Source organism: Microcoleus sp. D3_18_C4, from assembly GCF_036702355.1.
Taxonomy (GTDB): Bacteria; Cyanobacteriota; Cyanobacteriia; order Cyanobacteriales; family Microcoleaceae; genus Microcoleus.
On record NZ_JAUBTF010000002.1, the window covers coordinates 21,119 to 45,381 of the forward strand.

The window sequence follows — 24,263 nt, forward strand, 5'->3', positions numbered from 1 at the left end:
ACAGTTGACTGTTGACTGTTGACAGCGAGGTTTTTAGATCGAACTTTTAATAAATTCCGGGAATTAGTTTTTTTACTCGCTGGCGGTACTCTGAATAGTCGGGATATTTTTTGGTTAACCAGGTTTCTTCTCGGTTGGCTTTGATCTCAAAAAGTATTATTAATAGTGCGCTGGCTATTAAGTGGGATATGCTCATTTGAAAAAGTGTCCAGCCGAGGGCTGCTAAAATTAAGCCGCTGTATAATGGATGCCGCACTATTCCGTAAATGCCTGTTTGGACTAATTCTCCATCTTCTCTGGGATATGGTAAAGGTGTGAGGTTTTTTCCTAAGTCTATCAATCCTTTGATGATGAAAATTAATCCGGTTAAGCCGAGAATACTGGCCATAAACCAGATAATATAAAGTAAGGGGGTTGATTGAATTTTTAATCCTGGCAGTTGATAAACTGGTAAGATTACAAATGCTGTGAGCAATCCTCCTTGAAGCAAAACTAAATATTCGCCGCGGCTGTTGTTGCGCCAGCCTTCGCGCGTGAAGCCCCAGTCAGTTAAGATTTTCATAATTGAAGGAAGAAGGAAGTTCGGCAACGGATTCTGTAACGGATGTAACGGATGTCAGGAAGAAGGAAGGAGGGAAGAAGGAAGGAGGGAAGAGGGGAGAGGGAAGAAGGAAGGAGGGAAGAGGGGAGAGGGAAGAAGGAAGTCAACTGTAGGTTGGGTAGACAGAAGTAAAAACAACCTACAGTCAACAGTCAACAGTCAACAATTAACAAATTTATTCTCGCCAAGGACGTGTCATTAATTCTAATTGATTGACTTCATCTTGGCTCAAATTCCAGCCTAACGCGCCTGCATTTTCTTGGGCTTGTTTGGCTGTTTTGGCGCCGGGAATGGGGATGACTCCGTTTTGGCATATCAACCAGTTTAGGGCAACTTGGGCGGGCGTGCGATCGCGCTTTCGGCCCATTTTCCGCAGGGTGGACATGACTAATTCGATTTTTTCGATGCCGCCTTTACTGAAGCGGGAGTCCATTTTGCGGGCTCCTGTAGGTTGTTCTTGGGCTGTGTATTTGTCGGTGAGCAATCCTTGGGCTAAGGGGCTGTACGCTAAAATTGTGACGCCCAATTCGCGGGCTGCACTCACAATTCCTTGTTTTTCTACTTGCCGCGACAGCAATGAGTAGCGGACTTGATTTGTTGCTAGGGGAACGCCTCTGGCTGCTAGTATTTTGTGGGCTTGCCGCATCTGTTCTACTGAATAGTTGCTGACTCCTACTGCTTGAATTCTGCCTTGTTTGACTTCCTCGGCTAAGGCGTTCATTAGGGTTTCTTGACTCAGTAAAAAAGTGAAGGGCCAGTGCACTTGGTAGAGGGCTATTTGTTCTACTTGCAAGCGTTTTAAGCTGGCACTCAAAGCGTCGGAAACTGATTTTCCTGTAATCCGCCAAGGTACGGGACCGAATTTTGTGGCTATTTGCACGGGTTGGGTGGTTTTTTTGAGAAACTGCCCCAGCAATTCTTCTGACAAGCCGTTACCGTAGACTTCGGCTGTGTCGAAAAAGTTGACTCCGCTGTCTAGGGATGTTTTGAATGCTGCTTCGACTTCGGCGGCGCCGTAGTTGCTGCCGTAGTTCCAAAATAGTTTGTCGCCCCAAGCCCAAGTTCCGACGCACAGGGGAATGACGGCTGGGCCATTTTGTCCTAGGGTAATGGTTGTCACGGTTGGTAAATCCACAATTCTTTATTCTCTATTATTTTTCTATAAATAGTCGTGATCGAGCTTCTAGCCTGGGGAGGAATGGCGGCTGGTGGCGGGTATCTCAGTTACTATAAATGAGTCATGCTGTGTTTATTTGAATAGTTATGTCGATCGACCGTTTGCCAGATTCTAGATTAACAGATTCCGCGACTCCTGCTATCAAAAGAGTTACCCTCGCGACTATGTTCCGGTTGGGTTTGTTTCAGATGGGATTGGGCATGATGTCGATTTTGACGCTGGGGGTGCTCAATCGCGTCATGATTAAAGAGTTGGCGATTCCGGCTACTGTGGTGGCGGGTACCCTGGCGATGCACCAGTTTGTCGCGCCGGCTAGGGTGTGGTTTGGGCAAATGTCTGATGCTAAGCCTTTGTTTGGCCATCACCGCACGGGTTATGTGTGGGTAGGAAGCGTTTTGTTTGTGATTTCTGCTTTTTTGGCGGTACAGGTGATGTGGCGCTTGGGCAGCAGTTTGGAGGCTGTGGGGTGGACTACTCCTACTTACGGTTGGGTGGGTTTGTTGGGTTGGATTTTTGCACTTTACGGTATTGCTATTTGTTCGAGTTCGACTCCTTTTGCGGCTTTGTTGGTAGATGTTTCGGATGAGGAGGATCGATCGAAGTTGGTGGGTGTGGTGTGGTCGATGCTGATGGTTGGTATTATTATCGGGGCGATTGTTAGCAGCGGTTTGCTGAAGCAAATTGATGGGGATGTGCCGCGAGAAGTTTTGCAGGCTTCGATTAATGGTTTGTTTGTGAAGGTGCCGGCGCTGGTTTTGCTGTTGGTGGGGATTGCCACTTTTGGGGTTGAGAAAAAGTATTCGCGCTACGGGGCGCGATCGTCCGCAGTGAATCGAGAAGATAAAATTACTCTGGGAAGTGCGCTGCGGATTTTGACTGCTAGCCGCCAAACCGGTTTGTTTTTTACTTTCCTGCTGATTATGACAATTTGCTTGTTTATGCAGGATGCGGTTTTGGAACCTTACGGCGGGGAAATTTTTAAGATGCCGATTTCGGAAACTACTCGGTTGAATGCTATTTATGGTACTGGTACTCTGATCGGTTTGAGCGCCACTGGTTTTTTAATTGTGCCGCGCATTGGCAAGCAAAATACGATTAGGTTGGGCTGTTTGTCGGTGGCGGCTTGTTTTGGTTTAATTATTTTATCTGGATTTACTGGTAATCCAATTGTGTTTAAGTCGGCTTTAATGTTTTTTGGTTTTGCTTCAGGTATTACGACGACTGGTGCGCTGAGTTTGATGTTGGATTTGACTGCTGCAGAAACTGCTGGGACTTTTATTGGCGCTTGGGGTTTGTCGCAGGCGATGGCGCGAGGTGTGGCGACGATTAGTGGCGGTGCTATTTTGGATTTGGGCAGAAGTTTGTTTGGGGTGCCGATGTTGGCTTACGGGTTGGTGTTTGCGGTGCCGGCGGCGGGTATGATTCTGGCTGTTTGGTTGTTGGGTAGGGTGGATGTTCGGGAGTTTCAGGATAATGCTAAAAGTGCGATCGCCACTATTCTTGAAAATGAATTAGACTGATGTTTTGTCAGTTGGCACTTGGCAGTTGTCAGTTGTCAGTTGGCAGTTGGCAGTTGTTAGTTGTCAGTTGTTATTGCAATAACGAATAACGAATAACGAATCAGGAACCAATAACCAATAACTAATGACTAATTTTTGGAATTCAATTTTAACTTTTTCTCAGACTACTGTCCAGACAGTCGGCGAGCAGTTTTTGAAAGATTTCGGTTCTGCACAAGCAGATGAGAAGGATGATGGGAGTTTGGTTACGCAGTCTGACAATTGGGCGGATGCGGAGATTAGAAGTGCGATCGCATCTACTTTTCCCAGTCACGGAATTTTGAGCGAGGAAGGAGAACACGTTTTCCCAGATACTGAATGGTGCTGGGTTGTCGATCCTCTGGATGCTACGACTAATTTTGCTAGGGGAATTCCGATTTGGGGGATTTCTTTGGGTTTATTGTATCGCGGAACTCCGGTTTTTGGCTGCGTGCATTTGCCACCGGTGAATCAATCTTTTCACGGTTTTTATGCAGGGGATTTGGCGGGCGACAACGTATTGGCAAATATGCCTCAAGGTGCGTTTTTGAACAATCGACCGATTTGTCCGAGTGCTGATAAGATGAGCGGGAATCATATTTTTAATTTGTGTTCCCGGAGTGTGGGAATGGGGCCTCATCTTCCGAGTAAAGTTCGGATGTTGGGTATGGCTAGTTACAATTTTTTGACTGTGGCTTCGGGTGTGGCTATGGGAGGGGTGGAAGCGACTCCCAAAATTTGGGATATTGCGGGGAGTTGGGTAATTGTGAAGGCTGCTGGTGCGGTTTGGCTGCCGCTGGAATCCCAGGGGATTTTTCCGCTGGAAGTGGGGAAGAATTACGGGAGAGTTTCTTATCCGACTTTGGTGGTGAATCGGCAGGAGTTGGTGTCGGTGTTTTTGCCGTTTGTGGAGGCTTGGAAGAAGAAAAAAATGGGGTAATTTACGCGCGAGCGAAGCTATCCTGTAGGAAATCGAAGAATTATTAAATAAAACTGCAGGGCAGGCGTGACGGAGGAGTCTCCCACGCCTGCCGTGCTGTTTGGAAGAAATATACCGACCGATGACCGATGGTTTAAGTATGCCTACCCTTGTCTATTTCTGCCAATCTGCGATCGGGTGGTTTTATTTTACGTCGATCGGGTGATGCGGTTTCGTATAATTTGTGGTAAGTTTTAAACTCGCTATTATATCTGAGAAATAAAATTATACCCTTTTTCAAGTAGAGGCACAAGAGTAAATAGATTTACTGCGGTGTGGGGAAAAGTAGATGAGTGGTATATTGGCTATGTCGAAGAGTTAGCCTGTGGGAAGATACAAGAATAAACTTTGGAAGAAACTCGGAAAAGTCTGCGGTTGGCGATCGCACTTGATGCAGCCAGCGAAATAACAGATGCGGGGATTGGGACACAACATTGCTGTGTCCCTACTGCAAAATGAATTTATTGCTTCAGGCGATTAATTTCGACAGCACATTAGACAACTTAGCACCGAGATTTTCAACAGCGTCCTGCTGTTTGGGATCTTTCATCGTACCGTCAGCATTAAATGCTTCAAAAGCTTGGGGAATTGCTTTCTGATCCGGGAGCACCAATACGTTAATATTCCCCAGGATAGATCGCAAATGCACTAATCCCCGCAAACCCCCCATTCCCCCTGGGGAAGCACTCATAATTACCGCTACTTTGCCAGTAAATGCCACCAATCCCGGTTCACCCGGTGCTGGGCGCGATACCCAATCGATCGCATTTTTCAACACAGGCGTAATTGAACTGTTATACTCAGGGGAAGCTATCAAAAACCCGTCATGCGCTACCATCAATTCCTTAAATTTGCGGGCATTTTCTGGCATTCCCTCTTTGGCTTCCAAATCTTCGTCAAATAGTGGCATCGGCAAATCGCGCAAATCTACATAAGTAACTTCTGCACCCGCCGCCGTAGCCCCAGCCGCCGCAACTTTTACCAGCAGTTTGTTATAGGATGCTTCGCGGGTACTTCCGGCAAATGCAAGTATTTTTGGTCTGTTTGTCATTGATTTTTTCCTGATTATTGCTTCCGCGTATAATTGTACTATTCCGAGTGATTCCAAACAAAGTCAGCAATGGGTCTATCTGCCGACAAAACAGGATTGTCATTGGAATTGAGTAAAACCGATCGCACTTTTACATTCCCGACTCCCAAACGCCTCTCGACGCGACTGGGAATGCCGTAACCGTAAATAATGTGTCCTTTACCCGCCAACACCACAACTTGATAGTCGGGGTTTGCTTTGACAAATTCAGCGATTTTTTCTGCCATAGTTTCGTCCCACAAAACTTGGGCTTGCAAAAATCTTTCAAAAGCCGTACTATTTCCCTGTCCTGCCTTTTGGTGTTGCTGGAAAACTTCTAGCAGCAGTTGCCGGTATTCGGGGTTGTCGGTGCGAATTTCTGATATTGGGGGAATGTGCTTTTTTTCCTCGGCAGTGAGGCTTTCTAAACCTTGACTGGCAACTTTTCTCGTTACTTCGGAGGGTGTATTTAAGGCGAGGACAGGTAGTTGATTTTCTTTGGCAAACCGCAAAATGGGGGCGTAAGATTCCCAGGGAAAGCGCCATCTGCGATCGTACTCTGTTTGCTCGACTAATTGCTGTTCAGTCAGTTTACCTGCTAAGTAGTTGTCGATCGCACTTTGAAAGGGACGCTGAAACATTTCCATCGCGATCGCTATTTTCCGATTTTGCCGCTGCATTTCTCGGATAATCTTTAGTTGAGCTTGGTGGTCTTCCACGCTATCGTGGGTTTCTCCCAGATACACGACTTTTGCCTTCACCAACTGTTGCAGAATCTCTTGGTTAGTGTAAGTTGGCCCAGGTTGAGGGTTCGCCGTAGTTTGCGCTGTCACTACACTGCTACACAGCAGGAAGATGCCGATCGATAAGGCGCACAGTTTGATGAGTTTGGTTGTTTTCATACAAATATTATGCCGTTTCTCGCAGCAGCAAGCACAGCCGAACTCTACTATTTTAGCTGAGCAGTTAGAAACCTCAATGCTTAATTTAACTTCATAATTCTCCGCCCTTACTTCTAAAAATGTAAAGTTTAGTTGCAGGTACTTGCACTTCTAGAAGAAGGTGCTAAATTAATAATATGAAGCGAACAAAAAGCTTCTCTGACAGATACAACATCTAGATACCACAGCGAAGTTCACAATAGAATCTAAGGAGTAAAAACGCTGTTTAATCTCACATCTGTCTCATTAAAAACCAATAGCAGCACCCACCAACAAAGCTGACACTTCCTCAACTAATTAGAGGGGAGCAATGCAACTGAATCCTCGGATTATTGCAACTCCACATCGAAGTTGAAAAAAGAGGAAATCACTCGGTACATATGGCTGGGTGCTGTTGTTGTTAAAAGAGATTTTCGGGTTGTGATGTTTTTTTCAGTAGAGGCAGAGCCTCTAGATATGCGTTACCGGGCAGAGCCGGGTAACGAGCATAAAAGGATAAAAACTAGAAAATTACAGGATTGTCTCGTCTTCCTTTCTCCACGCGGGATCGACAATACAAATAAATATTAGTGGCTCCATACCACAGTTGTAAATAAACTGCTTGGCGTTTGGGGGAATGTAAACTGCATCTCCGGCTTCCACGAATTGATTTTCGTCGTCGATGTGCATTTCTCCAACGCCACTGAGGATGTAGTAAACTTCAGAAGTTGTCAGGGAGTGTAGCGCAGAAGTTTGTCCCGCTGGCAAAGTGGCATGGGCTAAACTGTAACGCAAATCCACAGCTTGTTTGTCTGGATGCAGCAATTCTCGCAGTTGAGTACCGTCGCCAGCAATAAACTCGTCGCAGTCATTTAGCTTTTGAATTAGCATTCTTTCGACACTCCGGAAAATCTCTTTACCACAACTTAAGTTTAATTGAAAGAGCCAGAGATGTTAAGAAATATGTAAAGCGGTGGCCGGATTTTTTAACCGTAAGTTCCTGAATGCGATCGATAATCAGGACAGTCGATCGCATCTTCAGATAAAGCTATTGTAGGCTGAACGGGACACTTGAGGTGGTAGTCGCCGGTGAAAAATACGCAGTTAGCACAAGGGATTTGGTGCATCCGCTGAGCTCGACGCAGGGAGTCGGCGACAGTACGCCCGACACTCAAAAAAAGCAAAAAAACTAAGCCCCAGGCGGAGACAAAACACAGCGGGACTAAAATAGGCTGTATTGCCTTCAGCAGAAAGTAAACCATAGCAAGAAAATTTAGCGGTATAAGCCACACATACATTACAGTAGTGGAATTGCCGATCGATCGACCAAAAAGTTTAGAATCCTTTACAGCTCGATCGAGAAACCGGGCAATTATGGCATGATAAGGAACAGTCCTTAAATAAAATTAGAGGAAATCAGTTATGACTCTGCGATTAGGCGATACAGTTCCCAACTTTACCCAAGCTTCGTCTGAAGGCGAAATCAATTTCTACGACTGGGCTGGGGATAGCTGGGTCGTGTTGTTTTCTCACCCGAAAGACTATACTCCAGTTTGCACCACAGAACTCGGTGCAGTGGCCCGTCTAAAGTCTGAATTTGAAAAGCGGGGCGTCAAAACCATTGCCCTCAGCGTCGATGATGTGGATTCTCACATGGGCTGGATTAAAGATATTGAGGAAACTCAAAATGTCACCCTCAATTATCCGATTTTAGCAGATGGCGATCGTAAAGTCTCCGACATTTACGACATGATCCATCCCAACTCGCTGAACAACTTAACAATCCGCACAGTTTTTGTGATTGACCCGGAAAAGAAATTGCGTTTAAGCATTACTTATCCGGCGAGCACGGGTCGCAATTTTAATGAAATTTTGCGAGTAATTGATTCCCTGCAACTTACCGACAAATACAGCGTTGCGACTCCAGTTGATTGGAAAGACGGCGACGATTGCGTAATCGTACCTTCGATTACCGACCCCGCAGAATTGGCAGAGAAATTTCCCAAAGGTTATACGCCGATTAAGCCTTATTTGCGGATGACTCCTCAGCCGAATAAATAGGTTTAACATTCCTGGACGCACAACCTAAATATTTAGGGTGCGTCTAGCGAACCTTACCTCTATAATTCGCGCCTAAAAATCGTTTGTAGTCAGGACTTTAATCCTTAATCCTAATGAGTATTTTAGTCCTCACTACAAACAAATAAATTGTGCAATCTTGTGTAAACGCTTTAGATTTGAGGAAAGGCAAAATGCTGTCATCAACAATTGTGTTGCGAATCCCGCCCAAATTGCAAATGACAGACGACGAGTTTTTCGAGTTCTGTCAAATCAATAGTGAGTTACGAATTGAACGCAACAAATCCGGAGAATTGCTAATTATGCCCCCTACTGGTTCGGAGACGGGAAATCGCAGCGGTAGCGTCTTTGGAGAGTTGTATATTTGGGCCGGGCAAGATGGAACTGGTATCTGTTTTGACTCCAGTACAGGATTTAAGCTTGCAATGGGTGACAAGTCTCCAGATGCCTCGTGGATTAAACTGGAACGGTGGAATGCTTTGTCACCAGAACAAAAGCAAAAGTTTGCCCCGATTTGCCCGGATTTTGTAGTAGAACTGAGGTCTGCTTCTGACAATCTCAAGCCATTGCAAGAAAAAATGCAAGAATATATGAGAGAACCCGGAGTGCAGTTAGGCTGGTTAATTGACCGCAAAAATTGCAGAGTTTATATTTACCGTCCTGGTTTGCCAGAAGAATGTTTGGAGAATCCGGCTACAGTCAGCGGCGACCCCGTTTTGCCGGGATTCATACTCAATATGAGCAAGATTTGGTAAAAGTGGTAGCAATAAATATCAACTTCTTGTAAAAATTAATTATAGGATACACACACGCCAAAAATATGGATATTAAAAACGGCTTTGTAGGCACAATCGGCAACACACCACTAATTCGCTTAAACAGCTTCAGCGATGAAACTGGCTGCGAAATTCTCGGCAAAGCAGAGTTTCTCAATCCCGGCGGTTCCGTTAAAGATAGGGCCGCTTTATACATCATCAAAGATGCAGAAGAAAAAGGCTTGCTAAAACCGGGCGGCACCGTTGTTGAAGGCACTGCCGGCAATACTGGCATCGGTTTGGCACACATTTGCAACGCTAAAGGTTACAAATGTTTAATTGTGATTCCCGATAACCAATCTCAAGAAAAAATCGATGCTTTGAAAACCTTGGGCGCTGAAGTTCGGACTGTTCCCGCTGTTCCTTATAAAGACCCGAATAATTATGTCAAATTGTCGGGAAGAGTGGCTGCAGAAATGGAGAATGCTGTCTGGGCAAATCAGTTTGACAATTTAGCCAATCGCCGAGCTCATTACGAGACAACTGGCCCGGAAATTTGGGAACAAACCAACGGGAAAATTGATGCTTGGGTAACAGCTACTGGTACCGGCGGCACTTTTGCTGGCGTAGGAATGTTTTTGAAAGAAAAAAATCCTGCTGTGAGAATTGTCTTGGCAGACCCGATGGGCAGCGGACTTTACAGTTATTTCAAAACTGGGGAAATTAAGACTGAAGGTAGTTCGATTACTGAGGGAATTGGCACCACCCGCGTGACTGCAAATATGGAGAATGCCCCGGTAGACGACGCGATTCAAATTAACGATACTGAAGCTGTTCGGGTGATTTACCAACTGCTGAGGAAAGAAGGGCTGTTTATGGGGGGTTCTGTGGGGATTAATGTGGGGGCGGCTGTGGCTTTGGCGAAGCAAATTGGGCCTGGACATACGATTGTTACGGTACTCTGCGACGGCGGGGCTCGGTATCAGTCGCGTTTGTTCGATCGACAATGGTTGGCTTCCAAAGGTTTGTCACCAGATTAATCGTAGGGTGCGTTGCGGCGCACCTTAAAATTTGGGCATATATCAAATCTGGGCATATATGGCCGCACCTATTCCCATGATAAAAAAATACCATATATGTAGCAGATTGTCAAGTAAAAAAACATGAAAATCACAGAATCTTCTAGGCAAGTTCTTGTTTGTCAAAACCGCACTTGTCGCAAGCAAAATTCAGCAAAGGTACTGGCAGCTTTTCAGAAATTGTCGCCCTCAGAAGTTGAAGTTGTTGCTAGCAGTTGTTTGGGGCAGTGCGGCAACGGGCCGATGGTGTTGGTGCTGCCAGAAGAGGTTTGGTACAATGGCGTTTGCCCTGAAGAAGTTGCGGCAATAACTGAGCAACATTTGCGGGGAGGAAAGCCGGTAGAGAAGATGCTTTACCGCAAGTTTCACCGACTTTCTCATTAGTCGATCGCCCGCCGTTAAAATTCTTCGGCAAACAACCGGCGGAGAATCTCGGTGACTTCGGCGCAAAATCTGGCGTCGAGTTCGATCGCCAAGCGATCGACATTGCTGGAACCGCCTACAGCTTTTTCTGCCCGCAAAGTCATCGCTAAAGTTCTGAGTTTTGCCGGCTTTCCCGCCGCTTTCGGCCGCTCGTCAACAAACCGCACTAAAGCCACATAAACTGTTTCTAGGGTTTCCCTGATCGAGCTCAGTCCGTAACCCAATTTTGAGATAATTACTGGAGAAGTGATAAGGCTATCCATCCCCAAAGTTTTAATTGCTACGTCCACATATCGAGCGCTGTCGTGTCCCATTGCTCTGACAATGCTTTCTAGGCTGTTCCATTGAGATGCTTTCATGCGCGATCGCTGTTCGATATGGAAGTGCCATCCTAACATGGAAATCAGCCTGGTTAAGTCATAAGCAGATACAGAATTTTTTTGTTTGGTGCTGTTTACTGCAGCACTTAAAAGCACTTGTTTTTTGGTGAGATCGAATATTTTTGGGTTGGTGAGATAAGGATTTTCGCCGTAATCGCCGCGAAAAATTAGGTCATTATTGCCAGTAGCGCTCTTCAGCCATTGCTCTAGTCCTATGCGAGTATCGAAGCGTTTGAACATCGCAGCTAAGGAGTTTGAACTTCCGATATTGGAGGCATAGTTAATCATGTCTTTGGCTACATCGTAAAAGTAAAAATCGTGTTTTAGCCCGTTTCCATCTCTAACAACGCAGTTGTCTATGTCGCAGTCGGGATATTTGCTATTTATTTGACTGACGATATTAAGAAGTGCGATAATTTTAGTGGCACTCCACTGCTCAGCATTGGTAAGTGCGTTTTTTCCCAGCCACTGCGCTTGAATTTTGCCGTCTACAAAAGTACCAATGCAAACGCAGGCTTCTTTGAGGTCTTCGTGGAGAAAATTTAAAGCTTGAGAGTTAATTTGAGGTAGTTCTCCTAGGCTGGGAAAGGGGGTAAGTTTGAGGGGATTATTGGGGCCGGGAATAGAGCTAATTACTTTTAAGCCGTCGGGTTTCTGTTTGAGATAATCTGGATAGTTTTTAATGTGTTGTTGGTAAGGAGATTTTTCAATACCGCGGTCTAAAAAGGCTAGTTTGTTTATGTTAGCTTTGGCATCTATTTCCATTTGGAGGTAGTTTTTGTAGATGCGCGCTCGGTCTTTGGCAAGTTCGAGGGAGGTGAGGTTCATGATAAGTGTTGGCAGCTTGTTACCAATAAGTAAATCACTATACTAGGATTTACGCAAACAAACCGGGTTTCTATGTAAAATTTTGGCTTAGGGAACGAAAAATTAATGAAGAAACCGGGCTTCAGACAGTAACTGCGTCCAGGAGTATATACCTAATTTCTGACCCTGCGCTCAAGCTTTTTTGCCGCGTACTTGAATGCGTTTGTCGGTTTTTTGTTTCTTAATCCAAGAGAGAAATTTCTGGAGTTCAGGGTCATTTTTGAGCTTTTCCACGGTGTTGAGATCTTGGGCGAGGTGTTTGTTGTCAAATAGAGAGTGAATCTGGCGGTGACAAGCGGAGCAAATGTCTATTGTCGGGCTTGGATCTTCGTTTTTCCGCTTGGTGTTTTGTTTGGGGATAAGGTGATGGGCGGTTAATGCTTCCATTTGTCGATCGCACAATTCGCACTGCATAATTTTCTCAATGCTGCTGGATAAGAGAATTGCTACTTTTAGTTTAGCGCGATCGGCTGTGAGGAGGTGAATGAAAGGCGAGCGCACTCTCCAAATAATAAAAAAACCCCCAATTGGGGGTCATACAAATATCTTGTGGCAGAGGTCGAAAAGCCTCTGGGATCACAAAATATACAGTAACAGAAACAACACAATCCAAATCACATCCACAAAGTGCCAGTAAATCTCAGTCGCTTCGATTCCAAAGTGGTGCTCGCTAGAATAGTGACCTTGCGCGCGCGATCGCCACACCACCCCCGCCATCAGCAGCACTCCAAACGTAACGTGCAAGCCGTGGAAAGCAGTCAAAACGTAAAAGCAACTGGCATACAAATTCGTCGTCAAGCCAAACTCTAAATGAGTGTATTCGTAAACCTGACCTGCCAAGAAAACTGCGCCCATAGCAATAGTTACGAGCAACCAATTTCGCATTCCGGTGGCATCATTCTTTTTGATTGCAGTATCCGCATTGTGAATCACGAAACTGCTAGCAATCAGAATTACCGTATTGATTCCCGGCAGCAATAACTCGCGATCGGGCGTACCTTCAGGAGGCCACGCGGGAGCCATCGCCCGATAAATCAAATACGCCGCAAACATACCGAAAAATATCATGCCTTCAGCGCACAGGAACACAATTACACCTAACATTCGGTGGTCGGGATGCTCGACACCGTGTGCTTCTACTTCGCCCTCGTGGTGGTAATTTAGGGCTGTTTTTGTCGGATCGATCGCGGGAATTTGCATAATAAATTGCTAGTTGGTAATGGGATTTTGAAGGAAGAGGGAAGAGGGAAGAAGGAAGAGGGAAGAGGACATTAGTGCCAACAATTGCCTGAAAATCTTTGTATCTCTCGTTCATAGCGGAGTCTCGATCCCCCTCAATCCCCCTTAAGAAGGGGGAAGAAAGAGTGTGTCCGGTTCCCCCCTTCTTAAGGGGGGCTAGGGGGGATCGAGAGCTTAATCGTCAGATAGCAGATCCGTACTACGTTAGACGTGTTTGTTGACATTAATAACTGATGACTGATGACTAATAACTATTCGCCATCTTGACTTTCATCAGCAGGAGAATCAACATTTACCTCTGATTCAGGAGCGACCAAAGTTGCAGTACCGCCAAAGAAAGTTGAAGCTTGAGCCTCCGCAATAGGAATACCCTGTTTCTGTTTCTGGGCGTTGCGGGTCGCATTTTCCCTCAACTTGAGCCTGAGACGTTCCCCTGTATTCTGAATTTTTTCCATGCCGTAATCGTAGGGCCCCGTTGCCAATACCGGCACTCCTTCAAAATTTTCTATCGGAGGTGGGGAAGTCGTCATCCATTCCAAACTCAAAGCTTGCCAAGGATTGTCACCTGCTTTCGGGCCGTACCTCCAGCTCCAAATCACATTAATGATAAACGGGATTGTAGACACTGCCAGCATATAAGCACCGACAGTACAAATGACATTAATTGTGGTAAATTTCGGGTCGTACATTGCCACCCGTCGGGGCATTCCTTGCATCCCCAAAGCGTGCATCGGCAGGAAAGTTACAGTAAAGCCCACATAGGTTAAAACAAAGTGAACTCTACCCCAAAATTCATTAATCATCCGCCCCGTCATTTTGGGGAACCAGTGGTAAAAAGCAGCGTAAATGCCAAACACTGAGCCGCCAAACAGCACGTAGTGTAGGTGAGCGACGACAAAATAAGTGTCGTGAACGTGAATGTCGAAAGGTACGGAAGCTACCATGATCCCGGTGATGCCACCGAGGACAAATGTTGAGATAAAACCCATCCCAAATAGCATGGCGCTGACAAGCCGGAGTTTGCCTCCCCAAATAGTCGCCAACCAGCTAAATATTTTAATCCCAGTTGGTACGGCGATGATCATAGTAGTGATCATAAAAAACATCCGCAGCCAGCCGGGAGTGCCGCTGGTAAACATATGGTGCGCCCACACGATCAAGCCCAAAAAGCTGATAGCGAGACTCGAATATGCGATCGCCAAATAACCAAAAATTGGCTTGCGCGAATGCACCGGCAAAACTTCTGAAATCACCCCAAAAAAGGGCATAATCATAATGTAAACTGCCGGGTGCGAATAAAACCAGAATAAATGCTGGTAGACGATCGGATCGCCGTTGCCGGTCGGGTTAAAAAATGCCGTCCCCGCTAACAAGTCAAACGACAGCAAAATCAAAGCTGCGGCTAACACTGGAGTAGCAATCAAAGTCAGCGCTGAAGTCGCAATCATCGCCCAGCAAAACAAAGGCATATCATTGAGACCCATGCTCGGAACCCGCATGGTAAAGATGGTAACGGCAAAATTCACCGCCCCCAAAATCGAAGAAGTTCCCAGAATCAAAACGCTGAGAATCCAAATTTCTTCCCCCGCTTGAGCAGTAACTAAGCTCAAAGGCGGATAGGAAGTCCAACCCGCTTGTGGGGCTCCCACCAAAAAACTGCTCAACAGCAACACACCGCCTACCGGAATTAGCCAAAAGGCGATCGCATTCAGCCTGGGAAATGCCATGTCTTTTGCCCCAATCATTAAGGGGATCAAAAAGTTAGCAAATCCGGCTCCGGCGGGTACGATCCACAGGAAGATCATCACCGTCGCGTGAACAGTAAATAAACTGTTGTAGAGTTCGGGGGTGACAAAATCGGCGTCGGGGGTGGCGAGTTCGGTTCGCACCAAAGTTGCCATCACGCCGCCGATTAGATAGAAAATAAATGTTGTTACCAGGTATTGAATACCGATGACTTTGTGGTCGGTATTAAAAGTGAAGTAGTCGCGCCAATGTCTATCGGCGGGCGCTGTTCCGCGAGCCTCAGTGTTGGCACTTTCTTGGAACTGTGCTTGTGTCATAGTTATTAGTCATTAGTTATTAGTCATTAGTTATTAGCTAAGGATAAAAAACCCAGTGCCAGGAACTAATGACTATTTTTAGTGATGAGTTGGGTGAAGTTGTTCGAGGGTTTCGGAGTTAATTTTTATTTCCCTGACGTAGGGAGCCAAAAATTCACCGTCTGACAATTCCCCAGGATTGACTGCAACTGCTTGCTCTAAGTTTTGACTGCTAGCAACTTGCTGGCTTTGCAGCCAACCGTCGAATTCTTCTGGCGTGTGAACGACTGCTACAGCTTTCATCGCTCCGTGATAAGCGCCGCACAATTCAGCACAAACAACCCGGTATTCGCCGGTTTTAGTTGGTGTAAATCTCAGTTCGCTCGGTCGGCCGGGAATTGCATCTTGTTTGAGGCGAAATTCCGGCAGCCAAAATGCGTGCAGCACGTCTTGAGCTGAGATATTTAGCTGTACGTCGCGGTTGAGTGGCATATGCAGTTCGCCAGAACTAACGCCGCTTTCTGGATAGCTAAAAATCCAGGCGTACTGCAAACCTGTGACATTTACAACTAAGTCTGCTGGTTTGTCTTCATTTTCGGGGGAAGCGCCTACGCCTAAAGCATAGAGTTTTGGAGACGGAATTTGAGGGGCGTTTTGGGGTGTATCTGAGAGTGTGGCTGCGATCGCACTTCCCCGCATTTTAGAGTGCGCTTGCATGGTTCCGTGGTCGTGATTGCCCATCGGATCGAGGCCTCCCATTGAGTTGTAAATCTCAAAACTGTAGACTCCGATTCCTAAAATAATCACTGCCGGCACGGCTGTCCAAAGAATTTCTAAGGGAAAGTTGTCATGCCAAGGCGGCCCGTCTGTGTTGTCTCCTTGACGGCGACGATATTTAATTGCAGCAACGATGAGAATTCCTTGGACCATGATAAATAGTCCAGTGGAAATGGTCATCATTGTATTGAAAAGTGCGTCTATGTCGGATGCTTCGTCAGAGGCGGCGATCGGCATCAAACCGTGATTCTGCCCGTACCAGAGACTGATCAGAGTCACTCCGATGCCGGCGAGCATGGTGAGGATGGAACTTGGAATGTTCACGCTGGTACTTCTTAATAGCGACACTTCTTCGCTTGAAAAATGAAGGAAGCGCCTCTGGGTTATCAATTTTTAATTGTAAATGGTATTTTTAGTAAAATGTCTCTCTTAATGGTTACTTAAGGCTTAGAATTTTTGACCGATCGCCTGCGCGCCTCAAAAATACGTCTTTTGTACCTTGACAAAACTCAGTAAAAATGGTAGAGAATCGCTCGATTTGGCTGCTAAATTTGAGATTTTTTCTCAAACACCATCAAATGCTGCTGGGGCAACATATCTTTTGTCTCTTTCCATACTAAACCGACGGCGGCCATTTCTTTTTTCACCTGCTTCTGCGTCATTTTGTGCAAACCTTTAATGGGAATCAGCGGGTTTTCGCCGCGATACTCGATCGATACCGTGCGGCCTCCCGGTTTGAGTGCTTTCACAATTCCTTGCATCATTTCTCTGGGATATGCAAATTCGTGATAAGCATCGACCATCACCACTAAATCTACACTGTTTTCGGGCAAATTCGGATTATCGATATTTCCCAAAACTGGCTCAACGTTAGCGATTTTTTTTTCTTGTTTATTCAATTCCAGAAAATTAATCATTTCCGGCTGCACGTCAACTGCTAAAACTTTTCCTTGTGGAACTAAGGCAGCGATGCGAAAGCTGAAATATCCCGTTCCCGCTCCAATGTCTGCTACAATATCGGTTGGTTTTAAATCGAGATTGTTGACTAATCGAGCTGATTTTTCCTCCATGCCGCGAGACGGTCTTTCTAGCCAACTAGCGCCTTGATATCCCATGACTTGGGCAATTTCTCGACCCATGTAAAATTTGCCGATTCCGTCGGGATTGTGGACTGTTCGCTGCTGGTAAATTGGGTCGCCATTTGCGGTTTTACTTGCTGCTGCACAGGCATTGAGCGGCAACAGGCAAAGAATTGTCAAAATTATTACTGTTAAGGGTTTAATTAATTGTGCGGTTTTTTTCACGATATTTCAGATTTTGTGTTTAATTTATTTCTCGTTCCCTGGCTCTGCCGGGGAACGCAGATCCAGAGGCTCTGCCTCGGTAATATCCAGAAGAGTTTAAGATTTAGCTGACAGCGGATTCTAATAATATGATTGTACCAGAGTCAGCGTCGATTTCGACTTCTAGACCGATCGGCAAAGTGAACTGTTCCCGGATGTGTCCCACCATTGAACCGTACCACGCGGGAATATTTAAAGGGCGAATGTGGTCGGACAAGACTTGAGGCAAGGTTAGGGACTCTTGGGGTTTTTCAGCTTCGCACTTGGTACACTGTCCGAAAATAAAACCGGATATTTTATCGAGAATGCCCGCTAATTTGAGCTGCGTCAACATTCTATCGATGCGATAAACTTCTTCGCCAACTTCCTCGACAAACAAAATACTGTTTTCCCACTGCGGTAAATATGTAGAACCCACCATGGCTGCTATTACTGATAAATTGCCGCCGATTAGTTTGCCCCTAGCTGTGCCGCGCCCGATTGTTTGAACTTGCACGCTTTTGGAGTTTTGCATAGTCACAGCACCTCCGTCAAACAAAACTTTTTTGACGTAATCCACTGTAAAGGGACTCCACGTTGACGCACCTAAAGGGCCGTGAAAAGTAACTCTATTAGTTTTAGCATAAATCGCCAATAACAGCGCCGTAATATCGCTAAATCCCATAATAATTTTGGGGTTGTTGCCGATAATATTGTAATCTAGGAGCGGCAAGATCCGACCACAGCCCCAGCCGCCCATCCCGGTAAAAATAGCTCGCACTGAGTCATCGGCAAAGGCTGCGTTGACATCGGCGGCGCGATCGGCATCCTTGCCGGCTAAATAGCCGTAGCGATCGTAAAAATGCTCTCCCAATTTAACTTTTAAACCCAGCTTTTCCATAACTTTAAAAAAATCCTCGATTTCTTTTTTGTAGTTGAAAGCGGCAGGATTGATTAAAGCTACTGTATCGCCAACTTGCAGGCGGCGCGGCTTCACGATCGCACTTTTGGGAGATAGGTTGGTTTGGGTGATCCTCTTCGAGGGCTTCGCTAACGGCACAAGCTGAGTACCAATAGCAGTCAGCCCAAAAGTTGTCAGCAGAGCACGGCGGCGGAGAGTCATAGGTGTTATACCCTTGTTCGATTAAGTGAGGTACAGGTTGAGATTTTAGATTTTAGATTTTAGATTTTAGATTGGGGGATTGAGAAATTGTTCATTCCTTGATGAATGGATCACGCGAGCACTGTTATAGATGATTTTTGCTATAATTGTAAAGGAAAATTTCTGCAATATCAGTTGAAAATTGCCAGTTTCAAATGAAAACAGACACTAAAATCTCACCTAAAAAATCCTGGGCTCAAGCTTTAGCCCGTCCGGCTGCGGAATTTCCGCTGACTCAGTTATCCGTTAAAAGCGGTAAAATTCCCGCAGGATTGCGCGGCACTCTCTACCGCAACGGGCCCGGACGTTTGGAACGTGGCGGTGTTGCTGCGGGACACTGGTTTGATGGCGACGGTGCAATTTTGGCAGTACATTTTACCGATGTCGGTGCTACGGCTGTTTATCGCTACGTGCAAACAGCGGGATATCTAGCTGAAGAAAAAGCTGATAAATTTCTCTACAGTAATTATGGCATGACAGCACCGGGTCCTGTGTGGTTGCGGTGGAATAAAACTGTTAAAAATGCTGCCAATACTTCTGTTTTAGCTTTGCCCGATCGCCTTTTGGCATTGTGGGAAGGTGGCCCGCCTCACCGCCTCGATTTGCAAACCCTGGAAACTCAGGGAACGGACGATTTAGGCAGTTTAGATAGTAAATTTGTTTATTCTGCTCACTGCAAGCGCGACCCGATTACCCGCAATATTTTCAACTTTGGAATTACCAACGGTGCGACTACAAAGTTGAATCTGTATAAAAGCGATTTTACTGGCAAAGTCGTGCAACAATCAACAGTTGCTTTAGATGGAATTTACGCGCTCCACGATTTTGTTTTTGCGGGAAAGTATCTGATATTTTTTATCCCGCCGGTGCAAGTCAATTTTTTGCCATTGTTAACGGGAATTAGCAGTTATAGCGAGTCCTTTAAGTGGAAACCGGAGTTAGGTACTCAGATATTAGTTTTTGACTCTGAAACTCTCTCTTTAGTTAGTCGCGGCGAAACCGAACCTTGGTTTCAGTGGCATTTTGCTAACGGTTTTGTGAAGGAAGATGGTTCGGTAGCGGTTGATTTTGTGCGCTTCGCTGACTTTCAAACTAATCAGCGACTGAAAGAAGTACCGACTGGTGAAACTCGCACCGATGCGGAGGGGACTCTGTGGCGGGTGCATCTCAATCCTCAGACGGGGAAAGTGACAGCAGCCGAAGAATTGTTGGATAAACCTTGTGAGTTTCCGATCGTACCTGCTGCCGAAATAGGGCAAGACGCACGATATATTTATCTGGCAATGTATCGGCCTGACGTTGATATTGTAGCCGAACGTTACGGTGCGATCGCCCGTTTGGACACGCAAACCCGCAATCTCACAATTGCCGACTTGGGCGAAAATCGCTATCCCGCAGAGCCCATCTACGTTCCAGATATTTCCTCGGAGAAAGGTTGGATTTTGACAGTTGTTTACGACGGCAATTCTGATAGCAGCGAAGTCTGGATATTTGACAGCGACGGACTTTCTGATTCCCCTGTTTGCAAGCTAGAATTGCCCGGTGTCATACCTTTGGGCTTTCACGGCACTTGGAAATCGGCAGTCTGAGAAAATTGTAAAGAAGTGTTGCGGAAGATTTATTAAAAATTGTTGCCGCTTCTCTGTCAAGTTGTTAAGGTGTGTGTAGATAGGAAATTCTCATATCTAGGAGGTGTGGAATTGATAATCTGCATTGCTCAATTATCCTGTGCCAATTCGCACGAATCCCCGGCGATTGTAAGTCGCCGCTGCACAGGATATCGTCTGCCTCTGCGGACAAAAAAAAGAGGGGTAATTAAGCCCTGGCGAATAACCAATCCCGGCGAATATTCCCGGCCAATTTATTCGCAGCTACCCAGGCAAAATCCGCCTCCACGGAGTGAAGAAAGAGGGGTTCTCCAACCCCGCTCAATGACCAATTCGCGGTGAATACCCCGGAGAATAAATTCGCGGCTACACAGGCAAAGTCCGCCTCCGCGAACTGAAGAAAAAGCGGTAATAAAGCCCGCTTGGCCATGATTTATGACTAGGTTTGCCCATCTCAGCTTTGTCTGCTGGCATGAGGTTACAAGACCAGATAATTAACTGATTTCTGGCAAACCAAAAGTTTAGTTCAGCTCACGCGCACGTTAGCGATTCAAAAGTTTTTAGTTTTGAGTTAACCCCACAAGTAAATGAGGTCTATCGAAACAAGATAGCCTTTCCCAAAATTATGAATTATGAGTTGTTACCGCCAAAAAATCCAACTCATAACTAATAATTCACAACTCACAACTCATAACTCCGTGTCGCGGTGAGCATCTACCAAAAGGTTTAATCTATGCAACTTCAAGGAAAAACAGCTCTTGTTACAGGAGCTTCGCGCGGAATTGGGCGATCGATCGCCCTGGAATTAGCGAGACAAGGAGTCAAACGCTTGTTGATTGTGGCGCGCAACCGCAAGCAATTAATTGAACTGGCAGAGGAAATCGATGTTTTGGGCACAGAAGTAGTGCCGTTAGCTTTGGATTTAACTCAGTCAGTTGCGGTGAATATTGCGATCGCCCAAGCTTGGCGAGATTGCGGCCCGATTCACCTGCTAGTCAACTGTGCAGGCGTCGCCCACCAAGCATCATTCTTGCGTTCTCCGCTGCCATTAATCGAGGAAGAAATCGCCTTAAATTTGCTCGGGACCTATACAATTACCCGCTTGATAGCTCGGCGAATGGCGACTCAAAAAGAGGGAACAATCGTCAATGTTTCGAGCTTAATGGGCAAAATTGCCGCTCCCACAATGGCGACTTATTCTGCTACCAAATTTGCCATTTTGGGATTCACCCAAGCTTTGCGTAGCGAGTTAACTCAGTACAATGTTCGAGTCACAGCTTTGCTGCCATCCCTAACAGATACCGACATGGTGCGAGACTTAGAGCAATTCCGGTGGGTAGTGCCCACAACTCCCGAAAAAGTTGCCCTAGCACTTGTCGCGGGATTGCAGAAAGATGCGCCGGAAATCTTGGTAGGATGGCAAAGTCATCTAGCAGTTTGGTGTCACCGAATTGCGCCTTGGTTGCTGGATTTTGTGTTGCGGATGGCGACTCCCGAACTTCGGGATAAATCGCGGGGCCGCAAATTGCGGGAGGCTTTAGCTAACGGGCGATAAACCCTTTTCTGGGCGGGCAAGATGCCCACCCCACAAGAAAACTCATTCTTTTGTGGAACGGGCATCTTGCCCGTTCCGGGCTCTTCGGCCATTGGTGTCAACTTAAGCTGTCAGCCCGCCCACCCGTTAGTCCGCCAGGGGTTGAAACCCCTGTCTAATAGCTAAAGTCCTCTGAAGAGGACTGAGAAAATGAATTTTTGACGTTGCTGATTCATGGTAGGAATCAACTTTTCGCTTGATGTTACAAAACTGACCATACTTGTTTTATAGCAATTGGGAAATCTGAATTCCTACCTGTATTCAGCAACGCCCAGCAACGCCTAATTTTTAAACTCATTAGTCTCCTTGCAAAAATAATTAGGACGGGCAAGATGCCCATCCCACAAAAAAAATAACTCTTGTGGGATGGGCATCTTGCCCGTCCCATCAATTGATGAAAAGGATTTTTGCAAGAGGTCTATTAGTCCTCTTCAGAGGACTTTAGCTATTAGGCAGGGAATTCATTCCCTGTCGGACTGTCGGACTGTCGGACTGTCGGACTGTCGGACTGTCGGACTGTCGGACTGTCTGACTATCGGACTATCGGACTGTCTGACTACCGATTTAAGGTTAAGTTGACACCAATGGGCATTGCCGTGTCCCTAGAAGGGCTATGTACTTACTTACCAGCAAAAGTGCTGTATATCATTTCCACTCCCCTTGCAAGGTAAAAGCAGCCCAATAATAGGGAGATTTCCATTTTTCCTCCTGCATCATTTCCATCTGCGCCGCCCTCAAAGCTGCCGCCGGTGCTAACTTTTGTTGCAGCATTTTTTGATAAAACTTTTGCATTAACACAGCAGTTCCTTCATCATCCACACTCCACAAACTCACCGCCACCCGCTGCGCCCCCGCATACATAAAACCCCTAGTCAATCCCACCATTCCTTCGCCTTTAACATTCTGTCCCATTCCCGATTGGCAAGCACTTAAAACCACTAAATTTGCCGCTAGTTTCAAGTTAAAAATATCCGTGAGGCGCAAGAAACCATTGACAAGATTGCCCTTGTCATCTACGATAGACATCACAATTCCTGACAGCTCAGGATTTTTGCTGTTGGCAAGGCCGTGGGTGGCGAAGTGAATGATTTGATAATTGACTAAATTTCCATCGGTAGCAGTAGTGCGACTGGCATCAAAATCAAGTATTTGACGGGTAGAAGCTGAGGGGAATAAGCTAGATATTGTTTGGGCTTCTTGGCGAGTAAATGGTAGGCGTTCGGGTGGCCACTGCCGATTAGAAGCACGAAGCGAGCGATTTAAACCGAGGTTATTTGCTTCTAATTTTTCTGTTGTTGCTTGGGTGATTTTTCCTTTAATTCTTTCATCCTCTGGACTGAAAACCGGATCTGCTAAAATTGCTAAAGTTCGGCCCGGTGGTTTTCTATCTCCGTAATTTTGCCTGAGAATAGCGAGACTTGAGGCAGAAGGCAGGGTAATAATTTCATGTTCGACAATTAAGGGAACATTGGTATTTTGTCCAGCAGTTTGGGCAAGAGTTAAAGCTTGAAAAGGGGTATAGTGCAGCACGCCGTCGGGAACAATTAATAAGCGTTTATTGCCTAATTGGGCTGCGACAGGTTGTAAAATCACTTGACCGAGATTGGCACTTGCTTGGGCAACTTGTTGGGGAATATCTCTCTGGATTGGGCTAGTTATTGTCTCTAGGAATTCCTTAGCTGCTGTTTCTATATCGGCGCGTTTTGGTAATTCAGAGCTGGTTACTCTTGTTGATGTCACCACCCACAAATAACTTCGGTTTGTGCCGAGGGAATACTGCAATAAAATCGTGTTTTCATCGAGAATCTGTTTCTGAATTTCTGGCAGTGTTAAAGGTTGGGGTTGGGTAAGGGCTGCGTAGCGGGGGCTGGCGGTACGAATCTTGGTTTGAAGTTGCTGATATTGTTCCAAAAGTGCGAGGCGCTGTTTGTCGATCTCAGCGATTTTAGTTTGATTGGGGTTGGGGGTGCTGACTGCTTCGATGCGCTGCTTTTCAATGGTATCGAGTTGCTGTTGCAAGCTCTTTTCTTGTTGCAGTAAATCGGGGGAAATGCCTTCGCGAATGTTGGCGTTACTTTCAAAGAGGAGTTCGAGGAGGCTACGGGCCCTCGAACGTTCGCTGGCTTCTAAGGCTTTGGTATCATAACCGGATTTAGGATTAGTTTTGTGCAGTTGCATTAACAAATCGATGTAGAATTCGTAGTAGTTCTGGACTGTGGCAAAGTATGAGCTGCGGAGTTCAGGGCTGGCTATTTTAGTGCGGAGGTTTTCGATTATTTTGAGAGAGGATTCAATGTCATTGAGGGCTTCGGGAAGATTGTTTAGGTCGCGTTTTGTATAAGCTATGTTGGAAAAGATGGTAGCTTCCCCAGCGCGATCGCCAGTTGCCCGACTCAGGGGAAGCGACTGGCTGTAATACTCTAGCGCTTTCTGTTTTTCTCCCAATTCTGAGTAGACGAAGCCGATGTTGTTAAGGGTTGTAGCTTCCCCATAGCGATTGCCGGTTGCCCGACTCAGGGGAAGCGACTGACTGTAATACTCTAGCGCTTTCTGTTTTTCTCCCAAGTCTGAGTAGATATTGCCGATGTTGTTGAGGGTGAGAGCTTCCCCAGAGCGATTGCCCACGGCTCGACTCAGGGGAAGTGACTGGCTG

23 protein-coding genes are annotated in these 24,263 nt (G+C 46.0%); 9 read left to right on the plus strand and 14 right to left on the minus strand.

Going from position 1 to position 24,263, the window contains the following annotated elements; translation table 11 throughout:
* Positions 1 to 46: 46 nt before the first annotated feature.
* Positions 47 to 562, minus strand: a complete 516-nt coding sequence (locus QUA90_RS01020) for an isoprenylcysteine carboxylmethyltransferase family protein (protein ID WP_333443393.1) — start codon at positions 560 to 562, stop codon at positions 47 to 49.
* 2 nt (positions 563 to 564) lie between these two features.
* Here QUA90_RS01020 and QUA90_RS01025 point away from each other — a divergent pair, with 2 nt between their 5' ends.
* A complete protein-coding gene (locus tag QUA90_RS01025) occupies positions 565 to 714 on the plus strand; it encodes a hypothetical protein (protein WP_333443395.1) in 150 nt (49 codons plus the stop codon).
* 62 nt (positions 715 to 776) lie between these two features.
* Here the strand turns inward: QUA90_RS01025 and QUA90_RS01030 are convergent, their stop codons facing one another.
* A complete protein-coding gene (locus QUA90_RS01030) occupies positions 777 to 1,721 on the minus strand; it encodes an aldo/keto reductase (RefSeq protein ID WP_333443587.1) in 945 nt (314 codons plus the stop codon).
* 143 nt (positions 1,722 to 1,864) lie between these two features.
* On the opposite strand from QUA90_RS01030, the gene QUA90_RS01035 reads away from it, so the two are divergent.
* Both QUA90_RS01035 and QUA90_RS01040 read left to right on the plus strand, forming a co-directional pair.
* Positions 1,865 to 3,298, plus strand: a complete 1,434-nt coding sequence (locus QUA90_RS01035) for a BCD family MFS transporter (RefSeq protein ID WP_333443397.1) — start codon at positions 1,865 to 1,867, stop codon at positions 3,296 to 3,298.
* A 124-nt stretch (positions 3,299 to 3,422) separates the two neighbouring features.
* Positions 3,423 to 4,256 carry an inositol monophosphatase family protein gene (locus QUA90_RS01040; RefSeq protein ID WP_333443399.1) on the plus strand — a complete coding sequence of 278 codons (834 nt, stop codon included), beginning with the start codon at positions 3,423 to 3,425 and terminating at the stop codon, positions 4,254 to 4,256.
* A 508-nt stretch (positions 4,257 to 4,764) separates the two neighbouring features.
* Here QUA90_RS01040 and QUA90_RS01045 read toward each other — a convergent pair.
* The 4 genes from QUA90_RS01045 to QUA90_RS01060 all read right to left on the minus strand — a co-directional run bounded on the left by QUA90_RS01045 (position 4,765) and on the right by QUA90_RS01060 (position 7,546).
* Positions 4,765 to 5,346 (minus strand): NAD(P)H-dependent oxidoreductase, encoded by a 582-nt coding sequence (locus QUA90_RS01045; protein WP_333443401.1) that lies wholly within the window; start codon positions 5,344 to 5,346, stop codon positions 4,765 to 4,767.
* Between the two features lie 38 nt (positions 5,347 to 5,384).
* The gene (locus tag QUA90_RS01050; protein ID WP_333443403.1) at positions 5,385 to 6,266 is read right to left on the minus strand and encodes a ChaN family lipoprotein; all 882 of its coding nucleotides are present in this window, start codon (positions 6,264 to 6,266) and stop codon (positions 5,385 to 5,387) included.
* Positions 6,267 to 6,815: 549 nt separating this feature from the next.
* Complete coding sequence (locus QUA90_RS01055; RefSeq protein ID WP_333443405.1) at positions 6,816 to 7,175, minus strand: cupin domain-containing protein; 360 nt, start codon at positions 7,173 to 7,175, stop codon at positions 6,816 to 6,818.
* A gap of 95 nt (positions 7,176 to 7,270) precedes the next feature.
* Positions 7,271 to 7,546 carry a hypothetical protein gene (locus QUA90_RS01060; protein WP_333330239.1) on the minus strand — a complete coding sequence of 92 codons (276 nt, stop codon included), beginning with the start codon at positions 7,544 to 7,546 and terminating at the stop codon, positions 7,271 to 7,273.
* 160 nt (positions 7,547 to 7,706) lie between these two features.
* Here QUA90_RS01060 and QUA90_RS01065 point away from each other — a divergent pair, with 160 nt between their 5' ends.
* The 4 genes from QUA90_RS01065 to QUA90_RS01080 all read left to right on the plus strand — a co-directional run bounded on the left by QUA90_RS01065 (position 7,707) and on the right by QUA90_RS01080 (position 10,581).
* The gene (locus QUA90_RS01065) at positions 7,707 to 8,345 is read left to right on the plus strand and encodes a peroxiredoxin (protein WP_333033773.1); all 639 of its coding nucleotides are present in this window, start codon (positions 7,707 to 7,709) and stop codon (positions 8,343 to 8,345) included.
* A 191-nt stretch (positions 8,346 to 8,536) separates the two neighbouring features.
* Positions 8,537 to 9,118 carry a Uma2 family endonuclease gene (locus QUA90_RS01070; RefSeq protein WP_333443407.1) on the plus strand — a complete coding sequence of 194 codons (582 nt, stop codon included), beginning with the start codon at positions 8,537 to 8,539 and terminating at the stop codon, positions 9,116 to 9,118.
* 65 nt (positions 9,119 to 9,183) lie between these two features.
* Positions 9,184 to 10,158 (plus strand): cysteine synthase A, encoded by a 975-nt coding sequence (locus QUA90_RS01075; RefSeq protein ID WP_333330233.1) that lies wholly within the window; start codon positions 9,184 to 9,186, stop codon positions 10,156 to 10,158.
* A gap of 123 nt (positions 10,159 to 10,281) precedes the next feature.
* Positions 10,282 to 10,581: a (2Fe-2S) ferredoxin domain-containing protein gene (locus tag QUA90_RS01080; RefSeq protein ID WP_333330230.1), complete on the plus strand. Its 300-nt coding sequence runs from the start codon at positions 10,282 to 10,284 to the stop codon at positions 10,579 to 10,581.
* Positions 10,582 to 10,595: 14 nt separating this feature from the next.
* Here QUA90_RS01080 and QUA90_RS01085 read toward each other — a convergent pair whose 3' ends face one another.
* The 7 genes from QUA90_RS01085 to QUA90_RS01115 all read right to left on the minus strand — a co-directional run bounded on the left by QUA90_RS01085 (position 10,596) and on the right by QUA90_RS01115 (position 18,370).
* Positions 10,596 to 11,828, minus strand: coding sequence for a hypothetical protein (locus QUA90_RS01085; protein ID WP_333443409.1), 1,233 nt, complete (start codon positions 11,826 to 11,828; stop codon positions 10,596 to 10,598).
* A 171-nt stretch (positions 11,829 to 11,999) separates the two neighbouring features.
* On the minus strand, positions 12,000 to 12,368 hold the full coding sequence (locus QUA90_RS01090; RefSeq protein WP_333443411.1) for an HNH endonuclease: 369 nt from the start codon (positions 12,366 to 12,368) through the stop codon (positions 12,000 to 12,002).
* A gap of 75 nt (positions 12,369 to 12,443) precedes the next feature.
* Entirely contained in the window at positions 12,444 to 13,067 is a 624-nt protein-coding gene (locus tag QUA90_RS01095; protein ID WP_333085785.1) for a heme-copper oxidase subunit III, read from the minus strand.
* A gap of 290 nt (positions 13,068 to 13,357) precedes the next feature.
* Entirely contained in the window at positions 13,358 to 15,169 is a 1,812-nt protein-coding gene (gene ctaD / locus QUA90_RS01100) for a cytochrome c oxidase subunit I (protein ID WP_333443413.1), read from the minus strand.
* Positions 15,170 to 15,247: 78 nt separating this feature from the next.
* On the minus strand, positions 15,248 to 16,249 hold the full coding sequence (locus tag QUA90_RS01105; protein WP_333443415.1) for a cytochrome c oxidase subunit II: 1,002 nt from the start codon (positions 16,247 to 16,249) through the stop codon (positions 15,248 to 15,250).
* 221 nt (positions 16,250 to 16,470) lie between these two features.
* On the minus strand, positions 16,471 to 17,229 hold the full coding sequence (locus QUA90_RS01110; RefSeq protein WP_333443417.1) for a class I SAM-dependent methyltransferase: 759 nt from the start codon (positions 17,227 to 17,229) through the stop codon (positions 16,471 to 16,473).
* Positions 17,230 to 17,332: 103 nt separating this feature from the next.
* Positions 17,333 to 18,370 carry an LD-carboxypeptidase gene (locus QUA90_RS01115; RefSeq protein ID WP_333330209.1) on the minus strand — a complete coding sequence of 346 codons (1,038 nt, stop codon included), beginning with the start codon at positions 18,368 to 18,370 and terminating at the stop codon, positions 17,333 to 17,335.
* Positions 18,371 to 18,564: 194 nt separating this feature from the next.
* Here QUA90_RS01115 and QUA90_RS01120 point away from each other — a divergent pair, with 194 nt between their 5' ends.
* Together QUA90_RS01120 and QUA90_RS01125 are read left to right on the plus strand one after the other, a co-directional pair.
* Positions 18,565 to 19,998 carry a carotenoid oxygenase family protein gene (locus QUA90_RS01120; RefSeq protein WP_333443420.1) on the plus strand — a complete coding sequence of 478 codons (1,434 nt, stop codon included), beginning with the start codon at positions 18,565 to 18,567 and terminating at the stop codon, positions 19,996 to 19,998.
* Positions 19,999 to 20,749: 751 nt separating this feature from the next.
* Complete coding sequence (locus QUA90_RS01125) at positions 20,750 to 21,571, plus strand: SDR family NAD(P)-dependent oxidoreductase (RefSeq protein ID WP_333330204.1); 822 nt, start codon at positions 20,750 to 20,752, stop codon at positions 21,569 to 21,571.
* A gap of 684 nt (positions 21,572 to 22,255) precedes the next feature.
* Here the strand turns inward: QUA90_RS01125 and QUA90_RS01130 are convergent.
* On the minus strand, positions 22,256 to 24,263 hold a 2,008-nt coding region (locus tag QUA90_RS01130), incomplete at its 5' end, for a CHAT domain-containing tetratricopeptide repeat protein (RefSeq protein WP_333443422.1).